This window comes from Mycobacterium sp. SMC-8, assembly GCF_025263565.1.
Taxonomy (GTDB): domain Bacteria; phylum Actinomycetota; class Actinomycetes; order Mycobacteriales; family Mycobacteriaceae; genus Mycobacterium.
In genome coordinates this window covers 5,206,229-5,228,869 of the sequence record NZ_CP079865.1, presented here as the reverse complement: position 1 = coordinate 5,228,869, position 22,641 = coordinate 5,206,229, and the positions used below count along the sequence as shown (strand labels likewise).

The 22,641-nt window shown below is 68.6% G+C and carries 28 protein-coding genes and 1 pseudogene; 14 read left to right on the top strand and 15 right to left on the bottom strand.

Annotation, left to right across the window (positions count from 1 at the left end):
* Positions 1-12 precede the first annotated feature (12 nt).
* Positions 13-339 carry a YnfA family protein gene (locus KXD97_RS25225; protein WP_260753262.1) on the top strand — a complete coding sequence of 109 codons (327 nt, stop codon included), beginning with the start codon at positions 13-15 and terminating at the stop codon, positions 337-339.
* 4 nt (positions 340-343) lie between these two features.
* Here KXD97_RS25225 and KXD97_RS25220 read toward each other — a convergent pair whose 3' ends face one another.
* Positions 344-1,255 (bottom strand): SCO6745 family protein, encoded by a 912-nt coding sequence (locus KXD97_RS25220; protein WP_260758143.1) that lies wholly within the window; start codon positions 1,253-1,255, stop codon positions 344-346.
* On the opposite strand from KXD97_RS25220, the gene KXD97_RS25215 reads away from it, so the two are divergent.
* Positions 1,254-1,991, top strand: coding sequence for a DUF4333 domain-containing protein (locus KXD97_RS25215; protein WP_260753261.1), 738 nt, complete (start codon positions 1,254-1,256; stop codon positions 1,989-1,991). The two genes, KXD97_RS25220 and KXD97_RS25215, sit on opposite strands and share 2 nt — an antisense overlap.
* An 18-nt stretch (positions 1,992-2,009) precedes the next feature.
* On the opposite strand, the gene KXD97_RS25210 is transcribed toward KXD97_RS25215, so the two are convergent.
* Together KXD97_RS25210 and KXD97_RS25205 are read right to left on the bottom strand one after the other, a co-directional pair.
* The gene (locus KXD97_RS25210; RefSeq protein ID WP_260753259.1) at positions 2,010-2,885 is read right to left on the bottom strand and encodes a DoxX family protein; all 876 of its coding nucleotides are present in this window, start codon (positions 2,883-2,885) and stop codon (positions 2,010-2,012) included.
* A 49-nt stretch (positions 2,886-2,934) separates the two neighbouring features.
* Positions 2,935-3,849, bottom strand: coding sequence for a LysR family transcriptional regulator (locus KXD97_RS25205; protein WP_260753258.1), 915 nt, complete (start codon positions 3,847-3,849; stop codon positions 2,935-2,937).
* A gap of 49 nt (positions 3,850-3,898) precedes the next feature.
* Here KXD97_RS25205 and KXD97_RS25200 point away from each other — a divergent pair, with 49 nt between their 5' ends.
* Both KXD97_RS25200 and KXD97_RS25190 read left to right on the top strand, forming a co-directional pair.
* Entirely contained in the window at positions 3,899-4,708 is an 810-nt protein-coding gene (locus KXD97_RS25200; RefSeq protein WP_260753257.1) for an enoyl-CoA hydratase/isomerase family protein, read from the top strand.
* Positions 4,709-4,993: 285 nt separating this feature from the next.
* Positions 4,994-5,220, top strand: a pseudogene (locus KXD97_RS25190) (phosphotransferase family protein); the annotation flags it as partial.
* Between the two features lie 6 nt (positions 5,221-5,226).
* On the opposite strand, the gene KXD97_RS25185 reads toward KXD97_RS25190, so the two are convergent.
* Entirely contained in the window at positions 5,227-5,664 is a 438-nt protein-coding gene (locus tag KXD97_RS25185) for a hypothetical protein (protein ID WP_260753254.1), read from the bottom strand.
* 137 nt (positions 5,665-5,801) lie between these two features.
* Between KXD97_RS25185 and KXD97_RS25180 the strand changes: the two genes are divergently transcribed.
* Entirely contained in the window at positions 5,802-6,668 is an 867-nt protein-coding gene (locus tag KXD97_RS25180) for a DMT family transporter (protein ID WP_260753252.1), read from the top strand.
* A 20-nt stretch (positions 6,669-6,688) separates the two neighbouring features.
* The gene (locus tag KXD97_RS25175; RefSeq protein WP_260753250.1) at positions 6,689-6,976 is read left to right on the top strand and encodes a nitroreductase/quinone reductase family protein; all 288 of its coding nucleotides are present in this window, start codon (positions 6,689-6,691) and stop codon (positions 6,974-6,976) included.
* 42 nt (positions 6,977-7,018) lie between these two features.
* Here the strand turns inward: KXD97_RS25175 and KXD97_RS25170 are convergent, their stop codons facing one another.
* From KXD97_RS25170 to KXD97_RS25155, 4 genes are read right to left on the bottom strand one after another with little or no spacing between them, the layout of a single operon-like run.
* Positions 7,019-7,876, bottom strand: a complete 858-nt coding sequence (locus tag KXD97_RS25170; RefSeq protein WP_260753249.1) for an ABC transporter permease — start codon at positions 7,874-7,876, stop codon at positions 7,019-7,021.
* Positions 7,873-8,748 carry an ABC transporter permease gene (locus KXD97_RS25165; protein ID WP_260753248.1) on the bottom strand — a complete coding sequence of 292 codons (876 nt, stop codon included), beginning with the start codon at positions 8,746-8,748 and terminating at the stop codon, positions 7,873-7,875. The genes KXD97_RS25170 and KXD97_RS25165 overlap by 4 nt, the downstream gene beginning before the upstream one ends.
* Before the next feature lie 35 nt (positions 8,749-8,783).
* Complete coding sequence (locus tag KXD97_RS25160) at positions 8,784-9,965, bottom strand: spermidine/putrescine ABC transporter substrate-binding protein (protein ID WP_260753247.1); 1,182 nt, start codon at positions 9,963-9,965, stop codon at positions 8,784-8,786.
* A gap of 60 nt (positions 9,966-10,025) precedes the next feature.
* Positions 10,026-11,147, bottom strand: coding sequence for an ABC transporter ATP-binding protein (locus KXD97_RS25155; protein ID WP_313901326.1), 1,122 nt, complete (start codon positions 11,145-11,147; stop codon positions 10,026-10,028).
* A 350-nt stretch (positions 11,148-11,497) separates the two neighbouring features.
* On the opposite strand from KXD97_RS25155, the gene KXD97_RS25150 reads away from it, so the two are divergent.
* The gene (locus KXD97_RS25150) at positions 11,498-11,929 is read left to right on the top strand and encodes an SRPBCC family protein (RefSeq protein WP_260753242.1); all 432 of its coding nucleotides are present in this window, start codon (positions 11,498-11,500) and stop codon (positions 11,927-11,929) included.
* 46 nt (positions 11,930-11,975) lie between these two features.
* On the opposite strand, the gene KXD97_RS25145 is transcribed toward KXD97_RS25150, so the two are convergent.
* Positions 11,976-13,445: an MFS transporter gene (locus KXD97_RS25145; RefSeq protein ID WP_260753240.1), complete on the bottom strand. Its 1,470-nt coding sequence runs from the start codon at positions 13,443-13,445 to the stop codon at positions 11,976-11,978.
* Between the two features lie 113 nt (positions 13,446-13,558).
* On the opposite strand from KXD97_RS25145, the gene KXD97_RS25140 reads away from it, so the two are divergent.
* The 3 genes from KXD97_RS25140 to KXD97_RS25130 all read left to right on the top strand — a co-directional run bounded on the left by KXD97_RS25140 (position 13,559) and on the right by KXD97_RS25130 (position 16,406).
* On the top strand, positions 13,559-14,971 hold the full coding sequence (locus tag KXD97_RS25140; protein WP_260753238.1) for a cytosine permease: 1,413 nt from the start codon (positions 13,559-13,561) through the stop codon (positions 14,969-14,971).
* A gap of 49 nt (positions 14,972-15,020) precedes the next feature.
* A complete protein-coding gene (locus KXD97_RS25135; RefSeq protein ID WP_260753235.1) occupies positions 15,021-15,503 on the top strand; it encodes a TspO/MBR family protein in 483 nt (160 codons plus the stop codon).
* Between the two features lie 69 nt (positions 15,504-15,572).
* The gene (locus KXD97_RS25130) at positions 15,573-16,406 is read left to right on the top strand and encodes a thioesterase family protein (protein WP_260753233.1); all 834 of its coding nucleotides are present in this window, start codon (positions 15,573-15,575) and stop codon (positions 16,404-16,406) included.
* Positions 16,407-16,467: 61 nt separating this feature from the next.
* Here the strand turns inward: KXD97_RS25130 and KXD97_RS25125 are convergent, their stop codons facing one another.
* Both KXD97_RS25125 and KXD97_RS25120 read right to left on the bottom strand, forming a co-directional pair.
* Complete coding sequence (locus KXD97_RS25125; protein WP_260753228.1) at positions 16,468-17,286, bottom strand: siderophore-interacting protein; 819 nt, start codon at positions 17,284-17,286, stop codon at positions 16,468-16,470.
* A 13-nt stretch (positions 17,287-17,299) separates the two neighbouring features.
* Positions 17,300-17,608 (bottom strand): hypothetical protein, encoded by a 309-nt coding sequence (locus KXD97_RS25120; protein WP_260753223.1) that lies wholly within the window; start codon positions 17,606-17,608, stop codon positions 17,300-17,302.
* Between the two features lie 78 nt (positions 17,609-17,686).
* On the opposite strand from KXD97_RS25120, the gene KXD97_RS25115 reads away from it, so the two are divergent.
* The gene (locus tag KXD97_RS25115) at positions 17,687-18,511 is read left to right on the top strand and encodes an alpha/beta fold hydrolase (RefSeq protein WP_260753221.1); all 825 of its coding nucleotides are present in this window, start codon (positions 17,687-17,689) and stop codon (positions 18,509-18,511) included.
* Positions 18,512-18,617: 106 nt separating this feature from the next.
* Here the strand turns inward: KXD97_RS25115 and KXD97_RS25110 are convergent, their stop codons facing one another.
* Both KXD97_RS25110 and KXD97_RS25105 read right to left on the bottom strand, forming a co-directional pair.
* On the bottom strand, positions 18,618-20,033 hold the full coding sequence (locus tag KXD97_RS25110; protein ID WP_260753220.1) for an HNH endonuclease signature motif containing protein: 1,416 nt from the start codon (positions 20,031-20,033) through the stop codon (positions 18,618-18,620).
* Positions 20,034-20,252: 219 nt separating this feature from the next.
* Positions 20,253-20,648: a nuclear transport factor 2 family protein gene (locus KXD97_RS25105; protein ID WP_260753218.1), complete on the bottom strand. Its 396-nt coding sequence runs from the start codon at positions 20,646-20,648 to the stop codon at positions 20,253-20,255.
* Between the two features lie 68 nt (positions 20,649-20,716).
* Between KXD97_RS25105 and KXD97_RS25100 the strand changes: the two genes are divergently transcribed.
* Positions 20,717-21,175 (top strand): DoxX family protein, encoded by a 459-nt coding sequence (locus tag KXD97_RS25100; RefSeq protein WP_260753216.1) that lies wholly within the window; start codon positions 20,717-20,719, stop codon positions 21,173-21,175.
* 62 nt (positions 21,176-21,237) lie between these two features.
* Here the strand turns inward: KXD97_RS25100 and KXD97_RS25095 are convergent, their stop codons facing one another.
* Complete coding sequence (locus KXD97_RS25095; protein WP_260753214.1) at positions 21,238-21,372, bottom strand: hypothetical protein; 135 nt, start codon at positions 21,370-21,372, stop codon at positions 21,238-21,240.
* Between the two features lie 102 nt (positions 21,373-21,474).
* Between KXD97_RS25095 and KXD97_RS25090 the strand changes: the two genes are divergently transcribed.
* Positions 21,475-21,738 (top strand): hypothetical protein, encoded by a 264-nt coding sequence (locus KXD97_RS25090; RefSeq protein WP_260753213.1) that lies wholly within the window; start codon positions 21,475-21,477, stop codon positions 21,736-21,738.
* A gap of 12 nt (positions 21,739-21,750) precedes the next feature.
* Positions 21,751-22,086 carry a hypothetical protein gene (locus tag KXD97_RS25085; RefSeq protein WP_260753211.1) on the top strand — a complete coding sequence of 112 codons (336 nt, stop codon included), beginning with the start codon at positions 21,751-21,753 and terminating at the stop codon, positions 22,084-22,086.
* 62 nt (positions 22,087-22,148) lie between these two features.
* Here KXD97_RS25085 and KXD97_RS25080 read toward each other — a convergent pair whose 3' ends face one another.
* The gene (locus KXD97_RS25080) at positions 22,149-22,637 is read right to left on the bottom strand and encodes an SRPBCC family protein (protein ID WP_260753209.1); all 489 of its coding nucleotides are present in this window, start codon (positions 22,635-22,637) and stop codon (positions 22,149-22,151) included.
* Positions 22,638-22,641: the final 4 nt, after the last annotated feature.

Below are 22,641 nucleotides of genomic sequence, written 5' to 3'. Positions count from 1 at the left end.
ACGCTGTGGGGCGTGGTCGTCAAATCGGTGCTGCTGTTCGTCCTTGCCGCCGTCCTCGAGATCGGCGGCGCGTGGCTGGTCTGGCAGGGCGTCCGGGAACACCGCGGCCTGCTGTGGGTCGGGGCCGGCGTGCTGGCCCTGGGCGCCTACGGGTTCGTAGCGGCGTTCCAACCCGACGCGAACTTCGGCCGGGTGCTGGCCGCCTACGGCGGCGTGTTCGTCGCGGGCTCGCTGATCTGGGGCATGGTCGTCGACGGTTTCCGGCCCGACCGGTGGGACATCACCGGAGCCGCGGTGTGCCTGGCCGGCGTCGGCCTCATAATGTACGCGCCGCGCTGACCCGTCAGCACAGGTGCGCGCGGTCGTCGTCGAGGTCGGCGCGGCTCAGTCCCATCGGTGTCCCCTCCGGGATGTCGCCGGCGTCGACCACCGCGCGGGCGATCGGCGTCAGCGTGCGGAACAGCGCCTCGACCTCGCCGTCCTCGAGGCCGTCCAGCACGGACAGCGCCAGCGCATCGGTGCGGTCCTCGATGTGCTGCTTGAACTCGCGTCCGGCCGCTGTCAGCGCGCCATCCCCGTCGAGCAGTCCCCGCTGCTGCAGCGCGCCACGGTGCCGGGCCCACTGCTCCTCGTCGTAGTCGCGGGCGCGCTTGATCATCTCCTCGGGGACCCCGCCGGCCGCGGCGTGCAGGACGTTGCATTCACGCCCGGACACCCCCTCTGCGGTCAGCACGGCGACGTGTCCGTCACCGCGGTGTTCGCGCAGCAGGGTGCTCGCGTGCCACAGCCTGGCCACAGGTTCGGCGGGCCAGTCCAGCGCCGCGTTGGCGGCGAACAGGGGGCGACCGCCGACGTTGGCGCCGGCCAGCGCCTTCGCGGTCAGATCGGCGACCGTGGCCGCCGCGTCGTCGGTCACCCCGCTGCGGCGCAGCGCCGCCACCGCCGCCTCCCGGCGCGCCGTCAGCGCGAGGGCCGGAGAGGCGATGTCCCAGGCCGCGGGCAGGGCCTTGGCGACCCGCTCCGGGGCGAAGTTGTAGAACGCGGCGGTGACCACGGCGGCCGGTACCGCGCCGAGCGGGGCCGAGCGGGCGGCGAAGTAGCCCATCCAGAAGCCGCGGTAGCCGAGGCCGTCGAGCGCGGCGCGGCACTCCGGCGCGAAATAGGTGACGGCGTGCACGGGTTCGGCGCGGTCGTGCAGACGGCGGGCCAGCGTTCGGTTGCGGGGCACCCTGGCAGTCAACCACCATTGACCCATGAGGAAGGCCACCGGTCGGCTCGCCGTCGCGGCGGCGGCCGCGGCCGCGCTGGCGGGCTGCAACGTCGAGGCAGCGTCCGGCCTGCCCGCGGTGGCCACCGACGATCTGCAGGCCGACATCTGGGCGCGGCTGGGCGAAGCGGGGGAACAGCCACAATCGGTGACGTGCAAGGATCCACTGGTCGGCGAGGTCGGACAGACGGCGCGCTGCGAGGTCATCGTCAGTCCCACCAACAGTTTCGAGCCGATCGTCACCGTGACCGCGGTCGACGGCGAGACCATCGACTACGAGCTGATTCCGGCGCTGTCCGTCGAGCAGGTGCAACGCGCGGTGGCCCGCCTGGTGGACGACGGCGGCGGGCCGCCCGCTTCGCAGGTCAGGTGTGAGACGGGCCTACACGGCCACGTGGGCGAGGTGACCCACTGCGATGTCACAGTCGCCGGCGCCATCCTGCGCAGGACCGCGGAGGTGACCAGCGTCGACGGCCTGATGATGAACTTCGACCTGGTGCCGATGCTGACGAAGGCGGAGGTCGAGACCTCGCTTCTCGACGAACTCGCGCGGCACCTGAAACGGCGTCCCGAGTCGGCGACGTGCACCGGCGACCTGGAGGGCCGACCGGGAAACACCGTCGACTGCGCGGTGACCGACGGCCCCGAGCGCGCGGCGTTCATCCTGACGGTCACCGCGGTGGACGGCGACAAGATCGACTACAGCTACGCGCCCCGCGGCTGAGGCGCCGCGGCCCGGAGCTCAGCGCAGCCGGCGCTTCTGCTTCTTGACCTCGACGTTGGCGGTATCGGCAAGCACCGCCGCCCGCTGGCGGGCCAATTCGGCGCGTTCGCGGGCCAGGTCGGCGAGCTCAGGAGCGCGCTCGCGGGCGACCTCGGCCAACTCGGTGCCCCGCCCACGGGCCACCTCGGCCAACTCCGCGGCGCGCTCGCGAGCCACCTCAGCAAGTTCCGGCGCCCGTTCGCGGGCCACCTCGGCGAGCTCGCCGCCGCGCTCGCGGGCGACATGCGCCAGCTCCCCGCCGCGCTCCCGGGCGACGTGTGCCAGCTCGCGGCCGCGCTCGGCGCCCACGTGCAGGCCGTGCCCGACCTTGTCCGCGAGCGGGCTGTCGGTCAGGGAACCCCCTGCCGCGGCGCCCGCAGGCAGAGCCGCCGTCACGGCCTCGGAGACCTTGCGCGCGGCGCGGCGACCACGCCAGCCCAGCGAGGGTTTGCCCTCGGTGTCCACCGCGGCGATGATCAGACCGCCGATCAGGCTGACGTCGGTGATGAAGGCGCGCCGCTCGTCGGTCTTTCGCTGCGGGTCGTTCTCGTTCCAAAAAGCATGTCCGCCAAGCGAACTCGGTACCACGCTGAGTGCCAGCGCCGCCGAGGCCACCCGGGGGAGGCGTCCGGTCGCCAGCAGCAGGCCGCCGCCGATCTGCACGGCGGCGGTCACCTTTGCGACGGTCTCAGCGTTCGACGGCACATTGGTGCCGACCGGGTCGGGCAGCTTGCTCAGGCCCTCGAGGGTCTGGCGGGTGGCGTCGGTGGCGGGTTTCGGGCTTCGCAGCGCCTCGACCCCACGCGAGATGAACACTGCTGACAGCATCGGGCGCGCTACACGTCGGATCAACATGAGGCCTGTGTTCCCCGGGGTCTGGGGAGGCAAACCAGGCCGCGCGGGCTCACCGGCCGGCCTCGGGGCGTGGCCACCGCGGGCGCAACAGGTCGCCGGACGGCGGGCGCATCCGGTCGAGGATGGCGCGCAGCGGGGACCACGCCGAGCGCCCCCGCCGGGTCACCGCGTAGGCCGTCAGGGTGACGGCAGGGTTCTGCAGATCCAGCACGGTCACCCCGGCACGGGTGGGCCTGCCCAGGGGGAGCAGACCCACTCCGAACCCCGCCGCAATGAGGTCCTCGACCAGATCGAGGCTGTCGATCTGGTGTGCGATCGTCGGGGTGAAACCGGCCAGCGATGCGAGGGTGCGGACCGCGGTCTCGTCGGCGGTATTGCGTGAGTTGACGATCCAGGTGGCGTCGGCGAACGCCGTCAGCACAGTGTCGGCATCCGTTCCCGACTGCACCCCCAGCCCCCACTCGATCGACCACAGCGGCACCGCGTCCAGGGCCGCGCCCGGCGAGGCCGGCGCGAGGTTGTAGTCGTAGGTCAGTGCGAGATCGAGATCGTCGGCGATCAGCAGCGCGAACGCCTCGATCGGTTCGTACTCGCTGATGACGACCTCGACGTCCGGGTAACGCACCGCCAGGTCGGCGACGATGGGCAGCAGCGACACCCGGATGCCGGTGGCGAACCCGCCGACGCGGACCGTACCGGCCGGTTCGGCGTCGGGGTCGAGGTCGCGCCGCGCGCTGTCGACCGCGGCCAGGATCGTCACGGCGTGATCGGCCAGGCGGCGGCCGGCCGGGGTGAGACGCACGCGGCGGCCCTCGGGTTCGATCAGCTTGGCTCCGATGTCCCGAGCCAGCGCGGCGATCTGCTGGGACACCGTGGACGTGGTCAGGTGGTGTTCGTCGGCGACGGCACGCATCGAACCCAGGCGTGACAGTGCCAGCAGCAGTTCCAGGCGGCGGGTGTCCATCCCCGGATTCTCTCCGGTGAGGCGGCGCCGGGTCGGTAAGTTTCGCCGCATGCCCGACCTGACCGTCACCGTCGCCGACGGTGTCGCGGTGCTGACGTTCAACCGGCCCGAGCGGCGCAACGCCTACACCGCGGAGATGGGGGAGTTGCTCAACACCGCTTACCGGGAGTGCGACCAGGATGACGATGTCCGTGCCATCGTGCTGACCGGGGCCGGTGACGCGTTCTGTGTGGGAGCTGACCTCGTCGGCGGGAAAGGACCGTTCACCGAGGCCGGCGACTCCTTCACCGCCTCGCCCACCGATCCGGCGGCGTTCGAACTCCGGACGCCGGTCATCGCGGCGGTCAACGGCCACGCCGTCGGCATCGGGCTGACCCTCGCGCTGCAGGCTGACATCCGGATCATGGCGGCCGGCGCCTCCTACGCGGTGGCGCAGTCGCGCCGTGGGGTGATCGGCGACTGCATGTCGCACTGGACGCTCCCGCACCTGGTCGGTGGTGCGGTGGCGGCCGATCTGCTGCTGACGGGACGCAGCTTCGACGGCGCCGAGGCGGCCGCGCTGGGTGTCGCGTCGCGCTGCCTGCCGGCAGCGGAGGTCCTCACGGAGGCCATGTCGCTCGCCGCCGACATCGCCGTCAACGTCGCACCGATGTCGGCGGCCTTGAGCAAGAGACTGTTGTGGGACACCATGATGTACGGATACCGGCCCCGACAGGTGGCGGCGCTGGAGACCGCGCTGCACCACCGGGTCATGGGCGGCCCGGACGCGCGGGAGGGCGTGGCGGCCTTCATGGAGCGGCGCACTCCCCGCTGGAGCGGGTCGGTCTCGCGCCAGTGGCAGCCGCTGCCCGAAGTTTAGGCAAAGTACGTCCCGGGCAGAGGCGCCCACGTGGCAGCATCGGCGTCATGCCGACTTCTGGGGCGTGCCGGAACTGGGGCGATGACCGGGCGCTGCTCAACGACGACGAGGCCCGCGACCGCCTGCTGGATGCGGCCGAGCGCTGTACCGTCTACCGCTACTACCTGAACCGCGACGACCTGTTGCTCGGGTTGATCCTGCGCCGGGTCGACCGGGCGAGTGCGCGATCGGTCGCCAAGCTGAGACGACCAGGCGACGCGGCATCGAGCATCCGGGAACTGGTGCTGGTACCGGGCGTTCAACGCCTACAAGATGGCGGTCATCAGTCTGCTCGGCGCGATGCTGGTCGACGCCGGCCACAGCGACGACCACGCGCTGGTGCTCGCCGCCAACCGCACGTCGATGCTGACCGCCACAGGTCTGGCCGACTGGGCATCACCGACATACCCGGCGACGGGCCGGTGATGCCGCGGGAGGAACGCATGCAGCAGGTGCTCGCTCAGGTGAGCTGATTGCGCTCAGGGGGCGGGAACGCTGGCGCAACCCACGCCTGGGATGCAGCCTGCCGCGCCGCCGGGACCAGCGACCCCCGAGGGGCCGCCCGGGATCGCTCCCGCGGCTCCGCCGGGTCCGGCCACGCCGCCCGGTCCGCCGGGGATCGTGCCTGCCGCGCCGCCGGGTCCTGCAACGCCTGCGGGTCCACCGGGCACGGCGCCTGCGACGCCGCCGGGTCCGGCCACGCCTGCGGGTCCACCGGGCACGGCGCCTGCGACGCCCGGGGCGGGCGGGATAGGCGGCAGCACGGCGCAGCCGGTGCCGGCCGGGTCATAACATCCGGGCGGGCCCCCGGCCGGAAGAATCCCCGGAGAGGCGAATCCGGCGGGCGCGGTGACGACAGCGGCGGCGGCAGCGGCCGCCATCAGGAGCGGTGCGCGGAGCGTGAAATTCCTCATCATGGCTGGACATGTACCTTTTCGGCAAAATCTCAAACGTCTTGAAAATAGGAGTGCCCACCGACCGTTCGTAATTCGCGAACGGTATGTCTTGGAAAATCACGTGGACCGCAACGGTCGGCATCCCGTTCAATGCCCTGATGGCGACAGATCAGGCGCGCACCGGTGCCTTCATGGCGGTGGGCTCGATGGTGTGCGTGCAGCTTGGACTGGCGATCGCCGTCACGCTGATCGACGACGTCGGCGTCGAGGGCGCGGCCTGGCTGCGGTTGGCATGGGCCGGGGTGCTGTTCCTGGTCATCGTTCGGCCGCGGAGGAAAGCCTTCACCCGCAACACCTTTGCAATGTGTGTGCTGCTTGGTGTGGTCACCGCCGCTATCACGTTGCTGTTCATGGCCGCGGTGGCCAGGATCCCGCTGGGCACCGCGAGCGCGCTGGAATTCCTCGGGCCGCTGGGGGTGGCGGTGGCCCGAGGCCGCGGGCAGGGCCGGTGGGCCTGGCCGGGGTTGGCTGCTGTCGGCGTGTTGCTCCTGACCCAGCCATGGAGCGCCGCGGTGGACCCGGTCGGGGTCGGGTACGCGCTCGGTGCGGCGGTCTGCTGGGGTGGCTACATTCTGCTCACCCAGAAGGTCGGGGACGACGTCGCCGGCATCAACGGGCTGGCGGTGTCGATGCCGGTCGCCGGACTGGTCGCGACGTTGACCGTCGGGCCTGCCGTCTTCGGCCGGATGACCCCGCAGATCCTGCTCATCGGGGTCGGTCTGGCCGTGCTGCTGCCGGTCATCCCGTTCGCGCTGGAGCTGCTGGCGTTACGCAGGCTCACCGTCGCGGCGTTCGGCACCTTGATGGCGTTGGAGCCCGCCTTCGCGATGATCCTGGGATGGCTGATCCTGCACCAGGAACCGGGTCTGCTGGGTGTGGTCGGGATCGGGCTCGTGGTGGCCGCGGGCGTCGGCGCCGCGCGCACCGGCACCCGGACCACGCCGGTACCCCTCGAAGTCGGTTGAGCCCCGGTTAGCGTGGATCCATGTCCAGAGGAATCTTCGACTCGCCGCTCGTCGGCGTGTTCAATGCCGGTGCGGCGCGCCTGATCGACGCGCCGGTCATCGGCCCGGTGGTGCGCCGTGCCATGGTCGTGATCCGCTACACGGGCAGGCGGTCCGGCCAGACGTTCCAGACCCCGGTGAACTACCAGCGATCGGGGGACGCCGTCGTGATCCGGGTGAACTTCGACGGCGCCGACCGCACCGGCCACGCCGTGGCCGCCCAGGATGAGCAGGGTCGGGTCACCGTCAGGGTGCGGCTGAACCCCTGATCCGTCAGAGCTGACAGCACCAACGACACTCGGCAGATCGTGTCAGCCCTCGAACCTCTTGCGCCGGTACAGCGTGCTCACCCCCAGCAGCAGCAGGCTCACCACGAGGATCGCGGTGGCCAGCACGTTGATCTGAGGCGGCACCGCGGCTTTCACCGCGGCGTTCACATACAGGGGATAGGTCACCTCGGCGCCGCTGACGAAGTAGGTGATGATGAAGTCGTCGAGCGACAGCGCGAACGACAGCATCGCCGCCGCGACGATGCCCGGAACGATCAGGGGCAGCGTCACCTTGAAGAAGGTGCGCGCCGGGCTAGCGCCGAGGTCGAGCGACGCATCCTCCAGCGTCCAGTCGAAACCGCGCACCCGGGCCCGCACCGTCATCGCGATGAAGCTGACCTCGAACGCGATGTGCGACAAGACGATCGTCAGGTAGCCGGCGGCCGTGTTGAAGTCCAGGAACAGTGTCAGCAGCGCAGCGCCCATCACCACTTCGGGGGCGGTCAGCGGCAGTACCAGGAAGGTGTCCACGGCGCGCTGGCCGCGCCACCGCTGGCGCACCAGTGCGATCGCCACCAGAGTTCCCAGCACCAGCGCGACCGCCGTCGACACCGCCGCGACGTTCAGGCTGAGCTTGAGGGCCTCGGTCAGCGCGGGGTACTTGAACGGGTCCAGCCAGTTGTCGAGTGTGAAGCCCTGCCACGTGTAGTTGAACTTGCCGGCAGGTTTGTTGAACGAGAACAACACGATCACGAAGATCGGCAGGAACAGGTACAACAACACCAGAGCGGCCGCGAACCGCAGCACCAGGTCACCCCAATTAGGGCGGGTACGAACCTTTTTCGGCTTCGGGTCCTGCGATGCTGCGGTGGCGATCGCCGCCCCGGCCTGGGTGGTCATACCAGATCCTCCGTACCGAGCGCCCGGGTATAGAGCAGCACGCCGATCAGGATCAGCAGCATCAGACCCAGGCTCAGCGCCGCCGCGGCCGGATAGTCCTTCACGACGAGGAACTGCTTCTGGATGACGTTGCCGATCATCGTGGTCTGTGTGCTGCCGAGGTAGTCGGCGTTGATGAAGTCGCCGACCGACGGGATGAACACCAGCATGCTGCCGGCCAGGACGCCCGGCATCGACAGCGGCAGAATCACTTTCCGGAAGCTGCGCGGGGCCCCGGAGTAGAGGTCCTTGGACGCTTCGAGCAGCCGCGGATCGATCTTCTCCAGGCTCACGTACAACGGCAGGATCATGAAGATGATCCAGTTGTAGGTCAGCCCGCCGATCACCGCCCAGCTCGTCGACAGCAGGCGACCCTCGTCGGGCAGCAGCCCGATCGTGCCCAGCGCACTGACCAGCCAGCCCTCGTCGGCCAGGATGGTCTTCCACGCGATCGTGCGGATCAGGAACGTCACGAAGAACGGCAGGATCACCAGACCCAGGATCAGGTTCTTGAACCGGCCGGCCTTGAACGCGATGACATATGCCAGCGGGAACGCCAGCAACAGGCACAGCGCCGTGGCGACGAACGCGTAGCCGAACGAGCGGAAGATCTGCTCCCGGTACAGCGTGAACGCGTCGACGTAGTTCTGAAGATCCCAGGCGAACGTCAGCGTCGGCATGAACACCGAGCCCGCGGTCTCCGACAGGGAGGTCCGTGCCAGCGAGAAGAACGGCACCACGAAGAAGATCGCGAGGTACGCGAGCGCCGGCAGGACCATCAGATACGGAGCGGCCTTGCTCCGCTGACGGCTGCTGGTGGCGACACCTGCCATGTACTCAAGCTCCTCGCGTCCGCGCTGTCACCGCGTCAGCCGCCCGTGACGGCCGCATACGCGGTGTTGTATTCCTGCGTCTGCTCGTCGGTCAGCGGGGCCCAGCTCTTGGACCGCGCCAGCACGTCGGCGGGCGGGTTGATCAGCGGGTTGCTCGCCGCGGCCGGGTCGACCTTCTCCAGTTCGGCGGTCATGTCCGACAGCACCGGGACGAACTGGGTGTACGCCACCAGCTTGGCGTAGTTGGCGCGGTCGTAGATGTAGTTGATCCACGCCTCGGCGGCCTTCTGGTTCTGCGTGGTGTATGGGATCACCATCGTGTCCAGGAACGTGGTTCCGCCGGTGTCGGGGACGACGAACTGAAGGTCGGGGTTGTCGGCCTGCAACTGTACAACGTCACCCGAATATGCCTGTGCCACAGCGATGTTTCCCGCCGCGAGGTCGTCGGCGTAGTCGTTGCCGGTGAACCGGCGGATCTGGCCGCGGTCATTCTGCTCGCGGACCAGGTCGATGGCCTGCTGGACCGCCTCGGTGGTCGGGTTCTCCGGCGAATTCCCCTGGGACAGCATGATCATCCCGAGGCCGTCCTGAGCGTCGGACAGCAGGCTGACCCTTCCCTTGAACGCCGGATCCCACAGGTCGTTGATCGACGTGATGTCGCGGCCGGTCGCGGCCCGGTTGTAGGCCAGGCCGACGAGGCCGGACATGTATGGGGCGCTGTACTTGCGGCCAGGATCGGTCTTGCTCTCCAACAGGTCGGGCCGGATGTTCGTCTTGTTCGGCACACCCTCGTCGCTGATGTCGTTGAGCCAGCCCAGATTGTGCAGGCGCACGGCCATGAACTCCGTCGGCACCACCAGATCGGCGCCGATGTCCTGCTTGCGCGACAGCGGCTCCCTGACCTTGGCGAACCACTGCTCGTTGTCGTTGAAGTCCTCTTTGTAGTCGACCGTGATGCCCGTCGCGGTCTGGAAGCCGGCGACGAAACCGTCGGCCATGTAGAGCGGCCAGTTCGAGACACGCAGAGTGCCGCTGGCCGGACCGCTGTCCTCGGCCGTGGTGCTCGACGTGCCGCTGTCGGACCCGCAGGCCGCCAGGAAGGACGAACCGAGGGTCAGGCCCGCGGCGGCCGCGGCGCTACCCCCGATGAAGCGGCGGCGCGAGGTACGGCGCGCGGTCATCCGGGCGAGCAGTTGAGGGTCGATGTCACGGGACATGGTGAGACGTGCCTTTCGTCGGCTCCAGGGAGGGGGATGGGGTCGGCAAGCAGGAATCGCTCAGGAGTCGTCGAGCATCTCTTCGAGATCCTCCGAGGTGGGGATGTCGGCGCCGGGCAACACGAGCGACGCGTCCGGCGCCCAACTCACGTGTACCTCGTCGCCGGGACGCAGCAGCGGCAGCTCTTGCTCGGGTCCGACGTGCGCGATCACCGTCGAGCCGTCCGGCGCGGCAAGCGAGAGCCGCACCACCGGACCCTGGAATGTCAGATCGGAGACCGTGGCGCGCACGGCGGCTGCGTCACCGGTGGGTGCGTCCATCGACACCCGGACGCGTTCAGGACGCACCATGAGCGTGGCGTGCCCACCCGGCTCGATCGTGGTCTCACCGGGACGTGCCTTCAGCGTCGAGCCGAGCACGTCGACCTCGACGAAATCTCGGTTGGCGCGGCCCGTGCGACGGCCGGCCCACAGATTCGCCTGCCCGATGAAACTGGCGACGAACACGGTGGACGGACGGTCGTAGATCTCGGTCGGGCTTCCGATCTGCTCGACGTTGCCCGCGTTCATGACCGCGATGCGGTCACTCATCGTGAGCGCTTCCTCCTGGTCGTGGGTCACGTAGATGAACGTGATCCCGACCTCGCGCTGGATCCGCTTGAGCTCGAACTGCATGACGTGCCGCAGTCGGAGGTCGAGGGCACCGAGCGGTTCGTCGAGCAGCAGCGCGCTGGGGTAGTTCACCAGTGCGCGGGCCAGCGCCACGCGCTGCTGCTGGCCGCCGGAGAGCTGCGCGGGTTTGCGCTCGGCGAAATCGGTGAGCCGCACGATCTCCAGCAGCTCGTCGACGCGCTTGCGAACCTCGCCCTTGTCGAGTTTCTTGCTGCGCGGGCCGTAGGCCACGTTGTCCCACACCGACATGTGCGGGAACAGCGCATAGTGCTGGAACACCGTGTTGACGTTGCGCTTGTTGGGCGGGGTCCTCGACACGTCCGCACCTTCGAGGCGGATGGCCCCTTCGGTCGGCGTCTCGAAACCCGCGATCATCCGCAACGTCGTCGTCTTTCCGCACCCGGACGGGCCGAGCATGGAGAAGAACTCTCCGGACGCGATGGAGAAGTCGGCGTCGGCGACGGCGACGTACTCGCCGAAGCGCTTGGTGACATGGTCGATCTCGATCACCGGAGCGCCCTTGGGGCGGGCGGCCGCGCTGTCCGCCGTCTTGTCTGCAGCGGTCGTGTGTGTGCCGGTCAGGGCAGGTCCTCCTCGGGGACAGCCATCATGGCTGTGGGTAAACCTTCGCGGATCGAGCGGACGTTCGCAAGCGATTCCGCAACGAATTTACATTTCCACAATGGATTCCTTCGTCGCAGCCCGCTCTCGACGCGAGAATCCGCGCAACGAGCAGCGATCTACTGATGCCTGACCTGCGCTCGGGCCGGCACTGTTCTTGTCGCACTCACGAGTTTCGCAGCTCCATGTCACGGTTCGGCGCCGTTTACGTCGACGATGGGGCGGGGTAGTGAGAACCCATGGCGACAGTCGATGTGTCCGTGACCTCCGACCTCAGCCCCGAGCGGGCCTGGGCCCTGGCCTCGGATTTGAAGCGGTTCGACGAGTGGTTGACGATCTTCGGCGGATGGAAGAGCGACGTCCCTTCCAAGATCGACGTCGACACCGAGGTGTCGTCGCTGATCAAGGTCAAAGGCTTCCGCAACGTGATCCACTGGCGGGTCACCCGCTACGACGAGCCGAAGGAGATCGAGCTTGTCGGCAAGGGCCGGGGCGGTGTGTGCATCGCGCTCTCGCTCAAAGTCGAACCCGCCCCCGGAGGCGGCTCGTCGTTCAGCGTGAGTGCCGAGCTGACCGGCGGGCTGCTGTCCACTCCGGTCGGCAACGTGGTCGCGAAGGTGATCAAGGGTGACGTGTACCGCTCGGTGTGCAATCTGGCCGAGCTTCGCTGACGCTCGCCCGCAACCTTGTCACCGCGCTCGTGCCTCGAGTCGGCGATCAACCCCATTCGTGGTTCATCGCACGCGTTTCGAAGCGTTCCTCGCCGGATTCCACGGTCCGCGGGTGTGACAGCGCGATCAGCACCATGGCCAGCAGTGCCGTCACCGCGCCGCCACAGAAGATCAGCGTGAAACTGCTTTCCTGCGGTACGCCCGCCACGGTGGTCCGGGCGAGGAGCACCGCGACGAGGGCGGCGGCCATCGAGCTGCCGACCGTGCGCGCGATCGCGTTCATGCTGGTGGCCACGCCGGTCTCGCCGGCGTGGCTGGACCCGACCACCAGCGCGGGCAGCGCGCCGTAACCCAGGCTGATGTAGGCGTTGGCCAGCACGTTCGCGGTGATGACCTGCCACGGCGAGTTGTGTGCGAACGCGATGAACAGGAAACCCGCGATACCGGCCAGCGCGGCGACGATCAGCACCGGCCGGGCGCCGAACCGGTCGATGAACCGCCCGCTGACCAGCGCGACGACGAACCCCGTCACCGCCCCGGGCAGCAGGTACACCACGCTGGCTTCGAGGACGTCGGCGCTGAAACCGTATCCGGCGGCGTCCCGATCGATCTGCACGAACTGTGTCAAACCCAGGAATGCGAAGTACAGCCCCATACCGACGAAGATCGTCGCGAGGTTGGTGAACAGCATCGACCGCTGGGCGAGCATCCGCGTCGACACCAGCGGACGTGCCGCGCGGCGCTCCCAGAACCACCACGCCACCAGCACCGCGGCGCCTCCGCCTCCGGCGCCGATCGTGCGCGGCGACCCCCAGCCCCACGAGTTGGCCTGGGTGATGGCCAGCAGCAGCGAGGACAACCCCAGCGCCAACCCCACCGCCCCGAGCCAGTCGACCGAACCTGTCATGGTGCGTCGACGGTCGGGGACGAGGGTGACGACGATGACGATGACGAGCACTGAAAACGCCGTGGTCAACCAGAACACCCGGTGGTATCCGGCGTCGCCGCTCATCAGCAGGCCGACCACCACCAAGCCGGTGCCGCCACCGAAGCCCAACGTCCCCGACAGCACCGCCATCGCCGAGACCATCCGGTCGGGGTGCAACTCCTCCCGCAGGATCGCGATGCAGATCGGGTAGAGCGCGAACGACGCGGCCTGCAGCACGCGGGCGAGCACCAGCAGCGCCAGCGACGAGGTCGCCGCGGCCAGCACCGAACCGGCGAGCACGACCCCGAGCACCGCGAGCAGCACCCGCTTCTTCCGGTACAGGTCGGCCAGCCGCCCGATCAGCGGGGTGGCAGCCGCGGCGGCGAGCAGGTTGGCGGTGACGGCCCAGCTGACCGCGACCAACGACACATCGAGTTGGTCAGCGATGACGCCGAGCACCGGCACCACCGCGGTCTGCAGCACCGCGACGGTGAGCACCACGACGCTGAGCCCGACGACCAGCAGCCGGGGCCGCCGGACCGGGGTGGCGAGCGCAGCGCCGGAAGTTCCGGTGCCCGCCTGCGTCACGGTGGCCTCCGTTCGTTAGCTGATCTTCAGTTCTCCGATTATGGCCAACAGCCTGACCGCTCAAACACTCGGGCGCTCTGGTCGACCCGGACCGGGCGTGGTCGAATGAGGCCATGTCGCAGGGGACCTCATCGGATCCGTCGGTCGAGGACGTGTTCAGCGGGCACCGGCCCTCCGGGGCGGGAGACCTGTCGGTCGAGACGCACGGCATCGCACCGATTCCCACCGGCCATCGTTATGGAAGCGCCGGCCGGCTGTTCACCGTCTGGTTCGCCCCGCAGGTCAACATGACCGGTGTCTTCACCGGCACGTTGGCGATCGTGCTCGGACTCGGCTTCTGGCTGGGCCTGCTGGCGATGGTGATCGGCACCCTGCTCGGCTCGCTGGTGGTCGGCTACCTGTCGACATGGGGCCCGCGCACCGGAACCGGTCAGCTGCCGAACGCGCGAATGGCCTTCGGCGGCACCGTCGTGGTGCCTGCCGCGCTGCAGTGGATCTCGTCGATCGCCTGGGACGCGCTGGTCGGCCTGTTCGGCGGTGAGGCGCTCGCGGCGCTGCTCGGCATCCCGTTCTGGGCCGCGGTGGCGATCGTGCTCGGGGTGCAGGGCGTGGTCGGTGTCTTCGGATACGAGCTCATCCACCGGGTGCAGGCGGTACTGACGGTGGTTCTGTTCGTCACGTTCGTGGTGTTCACGGTCAAACTCGTCGGTGGCCATGAGGTCGTGGTGCCTGCCGAGGTCGCCGGGCCCGACCTGGTGGGCGCCTTCGTGCTTGAGGTGACGATCGCGTTCAGCCTGGCCATCTCGTGGGCGACCTACGCCGCGGACTTCAGCCGGTACCTGCCCAGCGAGGTGTCACCGGCCCGGGTGTTCGGGTTCACCACCGCTGGTCTCGGGCTCGGGTATGTGTTCGTCCAAGGTGTCGGGATCGCCGCCGCCGGCGTCGTCAGTGAGCACACCGCCGAAGGGGTGCGGTCGGTGATGGGCGGGGGATTGCTCGGCGGTCTGGCCTTGCTGGTGATCGCGGTGGCCTCCATCGGATCGGGCGTGATGAACGACTACAGCGGCTCGCTGGCGCTGCAGACGCTCGGCGTCCGCGTGCGCCGGCCGGTGTCGGCGGTGATCGTCACGGTGCTGGCGTTCGCGCTCATCCTCTGGCTGCACAGCGCCGACACCGCCACCCGGTTCACCGATGTGCTCCTGCTGGTCAGTTACTGGATCCCGGCGTTCGTGGCCGTGGTCGTGGTCGACTGGCGATACCGGGCGAAGGGCCGCCGCACCATCGACCCGGCCACCGAGACCACGGACCGTGCGGATGCCGTAGCTGCGCTGGTCGTGTTCGTGGTCTCTTATGCTGCGGCCATCCCGTTCATGAACACCTCGCTGATCCACGGGCCGGTCGCGATGGCCTGGCATGGCGCCGACATCGCCTATTTCGTGAACCTCGCGGTGGCCGCGGTGCTGTACGGCGGCTACCGCGCGGTGCGCAGCCGGTCGCGGTTCGGGGCGCCGTCGTCGGGGTACTGACCGTGGTGCGCGCCGCGCCGTTGCGTCGCGCAAATCCGAAAGGACCCCGATGCGCCCGTTGACCCTCGCCAAGACCGCGGGCGCGGCATTCGCCGCTGCCGCCGTCGGTGGGCTGGCGACCCGCCCCGCCGTCGAGTCCCGCTGGTACCGGCGGCTGCGCAAGCCCGATTTCCAGCCGCCCGGGGCGGCGTTCCCGATCGTCTGGAACCTGCTCTACAGCGACATCGCGGCGGTGTCGGCGTCGACGATCGACACGCTCGATGACCGCGGCGAGACCGATCGGGCGCGCGCCTATCAGCGCGCGTTGGCCGTCAACCTGGTGCTCAACGCCGGCTGGAGCTGGATTTTCTTCAACCGGCGCATGCTCGGTCCCGCGGCGGCGGTGGCCGGCGCGCTGACTGTCAGCAGCGCCGATCTGGCCCGTCGGGCCGCAGCGGTGAACTCGAAGGCGGGAGTGGCGCTGGCGCCCTACCCGCTGTGGTGCGCGTTCGCGACGGTGCTGTCCACCCGCATCTGGCAGCTGAACCGCTGAAGCCGCCGAGGGGACGCGTTGGTGCGCCCCGGTGCCGACCGCTGGTCGGCCGCGGGTTCTACTGAAAGCGTGGAGCAGACAACCGAAGCCGCGGACGCGGCGCATTTCCAGGCGGTCGACGGAGGGTTCACCCCGACGCGGTACGCACAGAGCCACTGGGGAGAAGACCATCTCAACGGTCCCGCTGTCGTCGGGCTGGTCGCACGCGGTCTCGAAAAGGAGTGCGGATCCGACGAATTCCACCCGACCCGGCTGACCGTTGATCTGTTCCGCGCCGCCCGCAACGCGTTGACCACCCTCGACATCCGGGTGGTGCGCGATGGTCGCCGAGTCCGCAGCGCCGAATGCGACGTCGCGCAGAACGGGAACGTGGTCGCCAGGGCCACGCTGATCCAGTATCGGCCGTCCGAGCCGCCACCGGGGGCGCTGTGGCATCCGCCGTCGACCGGGCCGGAGTTCCCCGTACCCGACGGGGCCATCCAGCCTTTCGTCGGCAGTGACGATGTCGGGTGGACCCGCTCGCCGGCTGCGCACCAAAATCCCTCGCGGAAAAGGTTTTTCAACGATGGGATCCGAACGGTGGCCGGTGAGGAGAACTCGCCTTTCGTGCGGGCGGCGATGGTGGCCGAGGCGACGAGCCTGGTGACGAATCTGGGTACCGCCGGGGTCGGTTACATCAACGGCGATCTGACGGTGGCGTTGTCCCGATTGCCCGTCGACGACTGGATCGGCATCCAGGCCGACTCCCACCACGCCGCAGCAGGCGTCGCGGTCGGCACGGCGACACTGTTCGACAGCCAGGGTGCGTTCGGCGCCGGACTGACCACCGCCATCGCCAATCCGGCGGCCCAGATCGACTTCTCCACAAGAAGTTTCAATCCGGGCGACATCAATTACGAGTAGGTGCCCGACCCGGCGGGGTTCTCGATACTGCGGGCTGCTCGAAGCTGCCGGGCTCGATCCTCTACAGGCCGACCCGTGCGCAGGCCTCATCGAACTCCTCGAGCGCTACCTTGTCGCTTTTGCCGTCGGCCAGCGCCCGCTGATAGACCGCGACGACATCGTCCTGGAGCTCGGCGAACCGCTGGTCCCAGGCCTCGGAATCGAAGCGCCAGTAGCCGGAGACGTCGTATTGGTCAATGGTCCACCCCAGTCCACGAAGGTGCCGGCGCGCAGCCCGAGATTCTGCGGCCTCGCCGGCGAACCAGCAGTAGCCGCGGCCCTCGGGCAGGCGGAGCGCTTCCACAGTTCGCGCGAGCGCGCTTGGAGCACAGCCGTTTCCGGATCCTACAAGTGGTATCACGGTGACGAGGGGATGTTCCGGCAAGTACCCGAGATCGCCGGGGTCGGCGACCTCGACGACCAGGACGGCCTCGGCGTCCTCGGCGAGTTCGTCCACGATCCGGGCAGCCGCGGGCAAACCCGCCAGGTCGGCGACCAGCAGCTGCCACGCCGTGTCCGCGGCGGGGCGGTACCACGACCGGGCGTGGTCGAGTCCGACACGGTCTCCGGGTTCCGCGGTCAACGCCCACCGGGTGCCCGGACCGCCCGTGTGCACCGTGACGTCCACGGTGATGATCGGCCCGTCGTGGTGCCGCAGCGAGTAGTGACGACCCACGGAAACGGAACCAGCGCTGCCATCGCTGGGGAAGTAGACGCCGACAGCAGAGTCACCGGCCGGCTCGATGTCCAGGGTGGCCGGATCATCGACATGCAACACGATGCGTTGCATGCGATCGGTCAACCGCAGGGTCTCGACGACGGAAGCATGCGAGAACGGCACCCAGGCAGGTTAGCTAGATGCAACCGCTCACGGAGATCCGCCGTCCGACGTTTGCGCACACCGACACGTTCGGAGGTGGTGGGGGAGGCGGCGGGGGCGGCGGCGCTGCCTGGTAGTCCTCGGGCAGCGGTGCGTATGCGGCCGGCGGCGGCACCCAGGGAGCGATCGCGTCGGCGACGCTGCCGCACGCATTCACCGACACGTGACGTCCGCCGACCGACCCGCAGACGTCCGCACCGGCCTGCGCCGGTTCGGCCAACGCAGCAAGGCCCAGTGTCGCCAGCACCAATCCGGTCGACGCCATCACTCGCGCGGTCCACACGTGTGGGATCGTACCGCGCGAACCATGGATTTTGGGTGTAGCTTCGACCCGCCGGATCCGAGAGAAAGCAGCCTGCGCATGCCGACGATCACCACCCGCGATGGCGTCGAGATCTTCTACAAGGACTGGGGTTCGGGGCAGCCGATCGTCTTCAGTCACGGTTGGCCGCTGTCGTCCGACGACTGGGATGCCCAGCTGATGTTCTTCCTCGAGAGAGGGTTCCGGGTGATCGCGCATGACCGCCGCGGCCACGGTCGTTCCGCCCAGGTTGCCGACGGCCACGACATGGATCACTACGCCGACGACCTGGCCACGGTCGTCGAGCACCTCGACCTCCAGGACGCAGTGCACGTCGGACACTCCACCGGCGGCGGCGAAGTGGTGCGCTTTCTGGCTCGCCACGGGGAGAGTCGCGCGGCCAAGGCGGTGCTGATCGCGGCCGTTCCGCCGTTGATGGTGCAGACCGAGAGCAATCCGGGTGGGCTGCCGAAGTCGGTGTTCGATGACTTCCAGCACCAAGTCGCGACGAACCGGTCGGCTTTCTACCGTGCAGTCCCCGAGGGCCCGTTCTACGGGTACAACCGCGACGGGGTCGAACCCGTCGAGGGCGTCATCGCGAACTGGTGGCGACAGGGGATGATGGGCGGGGCGAAGGCCCACTTCGACGGCGTGGTGGCGTTCTCCCAGACCGACTTCACCGAGGACCTCAAGAAAATCCAGCTGCCGGTGCTGGTGATGCACGGCGACGACGATCAGGTGGTCCCGTATGAGGCGTCCGGGCCGCTGTCCGCCGATCTGCTTCCCAACGGAACGCTGAAGACCTACAACGGATTTCCGCACGGCATGCCGACCACCCATGCCGACGTGATCAACGCCGACCTGCTGGCGTTCATCCAGTCCTGAGGTCAGCGATTTCTTTCGGCACAGACCCTTCGGGTCCGCCGGGCCGTCATCGCGACAGTTGGTGGGTTGTCGGGTCGGTCCTGACTTGGATGCGGTGGCCGCCAGGTCAGTTGGTGGTCGGTGGTGGGGGTTGGTAGGCGGGGTACCAGCGCCAGCTGATGCGTTCGCCGGTGGGGCCGCGGTAGGGCGTCACCGCTGGTGGGGGTTGGGTGGGTGGGCGGGCCAGGGATCCGGGTTTGAGGTCTCGGCCGGTGCTGTCGGTGACCCGGAGCCGCTCGGCGGGGCCGGTGATGGTGATGACTCCGCGGTGGTGCAGCCGGTGATGGTGGGGGCAGACCAGCACCAGGTTGTCCAGCTCGGTCAGTCCGCCGTCTTCCCAGTGCTCGATGTGGTGGGCATGCAGCCCGCGGGTGGCCCCGCAGCCGGGCACCGCGCAGCTGCGGTGCCGGTATTCCAGCGCCCGACGTAGCCGGCGGCTGATGGTGCGGGTGGTGCGCCCGGCCCCGAGGGGGATTCCGTCGCGTTCGAACCACACCTCGCAGGTGGCATCACAGCTCAGGTAGCGGCGCTGTTCGGCCGAAAGCAGCGGCCCCAGATGCAGGGCGGCGATCTGGTCTTTGACATCGACATGGACCACCACCGTGGTGTGCGCACCGTGCGGGCGGCGTGCGGCCTCGACATCCCAGCCCGCCTGGACCAACTCCATGAATGCATGACCGGCCGTCGGGATCGGCGAACGCCCCAGGCCCCGCCCGTCGCCGTCACTATGCCCGTCACGGTGGCCGACGCCGTATCCACCCGCGCCGTACCCACCGGCGCTGTCGCCGTTGTGGGCGGCGGTGTCGGGGTTGTCTGTGTCGGGGTTGGTGGTGTCGTCGCGTTTCCACTGCGCGATCAACCCGTCGTGGTGTGCCTTCAGGGCCGCTTCGAACTTCGCCGACTCCAGCAGCGGGAGCCTGATCCGCCAACACACGAACTCCCCGTCGATGGTTTTGGAAATCGACGGCTGCGGCACCGGCTCACACACCGGCTCAGGCGCAGGCTCGGGTTCAGGCTCGGGCGCAGGTTCGGGTTCGGGTTCGGGTTCGGGACGGGCTTCGACGCTGATCGCGGTCCGCAACTGACTGACCGTGGCATTGGCGGCCAACTGCGCATAATGGGCATCCGAACCCCTCCCCGCGCCCTCGGCGATCGCCCCGACCTGATCCAACGACAGCCGACCCGCCCGCAAATCCCCTGTACAGAGTGGGAATTCGGCCATCCGGCGTGCCACCGCCACCAGCGTCTGCGCGTTACGAAACGACGTCCCCAGTTTCCACGCGATCAACCCCTCCATCGATTTCACGCCCGTGATCGCCCATAACCCGGCCCGATCAATCTCGGCAGTGATCTCAGCGATGCGCCCGTCGATGGCGTTGCGCTGGCCGGCCAACTCCGCCAACTCCTCAAAATGCGCCTCCAGCCGATCCGACTGACGCACCACACCGTCGGTACCAGTACCAACCGGGGTCTTCGCGGGCATAACCCCATCCTGACACCACCCACCGACAAGCCCGCCCGACCCAGAACTCTGACGCGAAAACGGCTCCCGCACAGCGCAGTTGCCCAAACTGGTATAGCGCCGACCTCGGTATCACCCGACATCCACGCCGCAGCTCTCGATCTGCGCAGAACCACGACCCTCACCGCAATCTCGCGTGCAGCAAGCCAAAGACAACAGCGCACCAAGGGGCGTTGCGAATCAGCTACGCTCGATCGCCTCGCGCTGAATGCGATCGAACTGTGCACCCATCGCATCGGCGAGTGCGGTGGCGCCCGACAGCGGCCGCACCATCACCATGAAGTCGTCGATCAGGCCGTCGTCGTTGATGTGCAGGAAGTCGCAACCGGTGATCCGCTTGCCCGAGACGGTGGCCTCGAAGATCAAGGCGTGATCGCGACCGTTGCCGTTGGTGATCTCGCGGACGTAGCGAAAGTCCTCGAACACCCGCATCACGCCGCGGAGGATCGCCGCGGTGATGGGTTTGCCCGGGTACGGCTTGAACGCCACGGGACTCGTGAATACGACGTCATCGGCCAACAGGGCTTCGATGGCGGCCTCGTCACGGGACTCGACGGCCTGCCTGAATGCATGCATCACATGACGGTAGCGCGCGGCGAATACGTAGCCCTCTGCTCTCGGCCGAAATCCCTTAGCGTGGCGGCATGGCACGCAAAGTCGACGTCGGACTCGGGTTGTTTGTCTTCCGTACGGTCGTGGGTTTCCTGTTCGGACTGCACGGCACCGTCAAGATCTTCGGTTGGCCGGCCGACGCGGGCCCGACCGCCGAGTTCGGTGCTTGGCCGTCCTGGTGGATCGGTCTGATCTCGTTGACGACCGGTCTGCTGGTCATGATCGGATTGTTCACCCGCGCAGCGGCGTTCCTGGCTTCCGGCGCGATGGCGGTGGCCTACTTTTGGAAGCATCAGCCCGATGGACTGCTACCGATCCAGAACGGAGGCGAGACCGCGGCACTGTTCAGCTTCGCCTTCCTGCTCCTGGCATTCACCGGATCCGGCGCCTGCGCAGTCGGCAATCTCACACGCGGCCGAACCGCTCACGTCCGTGAGGTCGATGCGATCGATGTCAGCTCGCCTCATCATCGAGAAGTGCTGCCCCAGTAGTACTCCGGTGAATCCGGCTTCAACGTCCCCGCGGCGGGCGGCGTCGACGGTCGGACGCACCCTCAGTTCCCGGATTCCTCCGGGTCGTCCTCGCCCTCGGCCTGGTCGGCCTGGTGTGTCCCCGAGGTCTTCATCTCGGGATCGGCATCGGGATCCTGCCGGCCCGGGTTCTCGGGTCCGCTGTCGGTACTCAGCATTGCTCACCTCCGTGAGGCGCGGCATACCCGGCCGGCAAGGGTTTAGTCCCGGCTCTTGTGGCTATGAATTCTGACTGTGCGCGCGTACGTGAGGAGAAGACTGTGAGCACCGATGACGCCGGCGGCACCACCGCCAACGACCTCGGCGGCGCTGAGGACATGCTCAGCCCGATGGAAGGCATGTCTGCCGAGGAGGAGCGCCAGGGCGAGACGCCCGACCAGCGGTTGGCCGAGGAGCTACCCGACGTGACGGCCGACGACGTCGACCGCCGGGACGCCGACGCATCCGGGACCCCGCCGGCTGATCCCCGCCAGATCGACGGCGTTCCAGAGGACGGGGACTCGGTGTTCCCCGTCGTCGAGTGAAAGGAAGACCGTATGACGAACTCCGCAGACCTACCGCTGCCCGACTACGACCAACTGACGGTGGGCGACCTCCAGCACCGGATCCGGTCCCTCACGGCTGACGAACTACAGGCCGTACTCATCCACGAGGCCGGCCACGCAGCACGAGTGCCCGTGCTGGAGATCCTCGAAGCCCGGGTACGTGAACTGGAGGAGGGTGCACAGCCGTCGTCCGGTGATCCGCGTCGGGCGCCCAGGGTCCAATCGACGCCCGGCGGTTCGCCGGTGCAGGAATCGACGGCTGCCCAGGCGAACACGCCGTTGCGGCACGGAGTGGCGAACCAGACCCCCAACCGCGGCCTTCCATGAGCCGGCGGTCAGTCGTGCCGTCACCGGCGTGGAGCCGGTCGAGTTCGCCTGTGGTGCGCGGTCTAGTCGTCAGCGGTGGGGCGGCGCTCGGCCAGCGCGACCAACCGCCAGGTGCTCTCGCGGTTGCGCGGATAGGCCATGGCCAGGGCCGCGGAGTCGGGCAGCCAGCTCAGGGGCGGCGACACCGGCACCTCAGCCATCTCGATCAGGCATCCGCCGCCCTCGATGTCGTGGAGCCGCAGCGTGACGCGAGCCTTGCCCAACGGCCCGCCCTTGGCGATCAGCACGAGTTCGTATTCAGGCGTGCAGGACTCGACCACGGTGCGGTCGTTGATCACGGCGGGCCATATCCCGATCGAGTGGTGAATCACGCTTGCGGGCTGGGGCCACTTCGGATCGACGGCGCGCATGCGGCTGTTCCCGACCACCCATTGGGAGTAGGTCCAGCCGTCGGCGAGCACGTTCCAGACCCGCTGCCGCGAGGCCGAGGTCTCGCGCCGCACTATCGGTGAACTGGTGATCTCGGGAGGGCCGGAGGCGTGAGTCGACACCAGT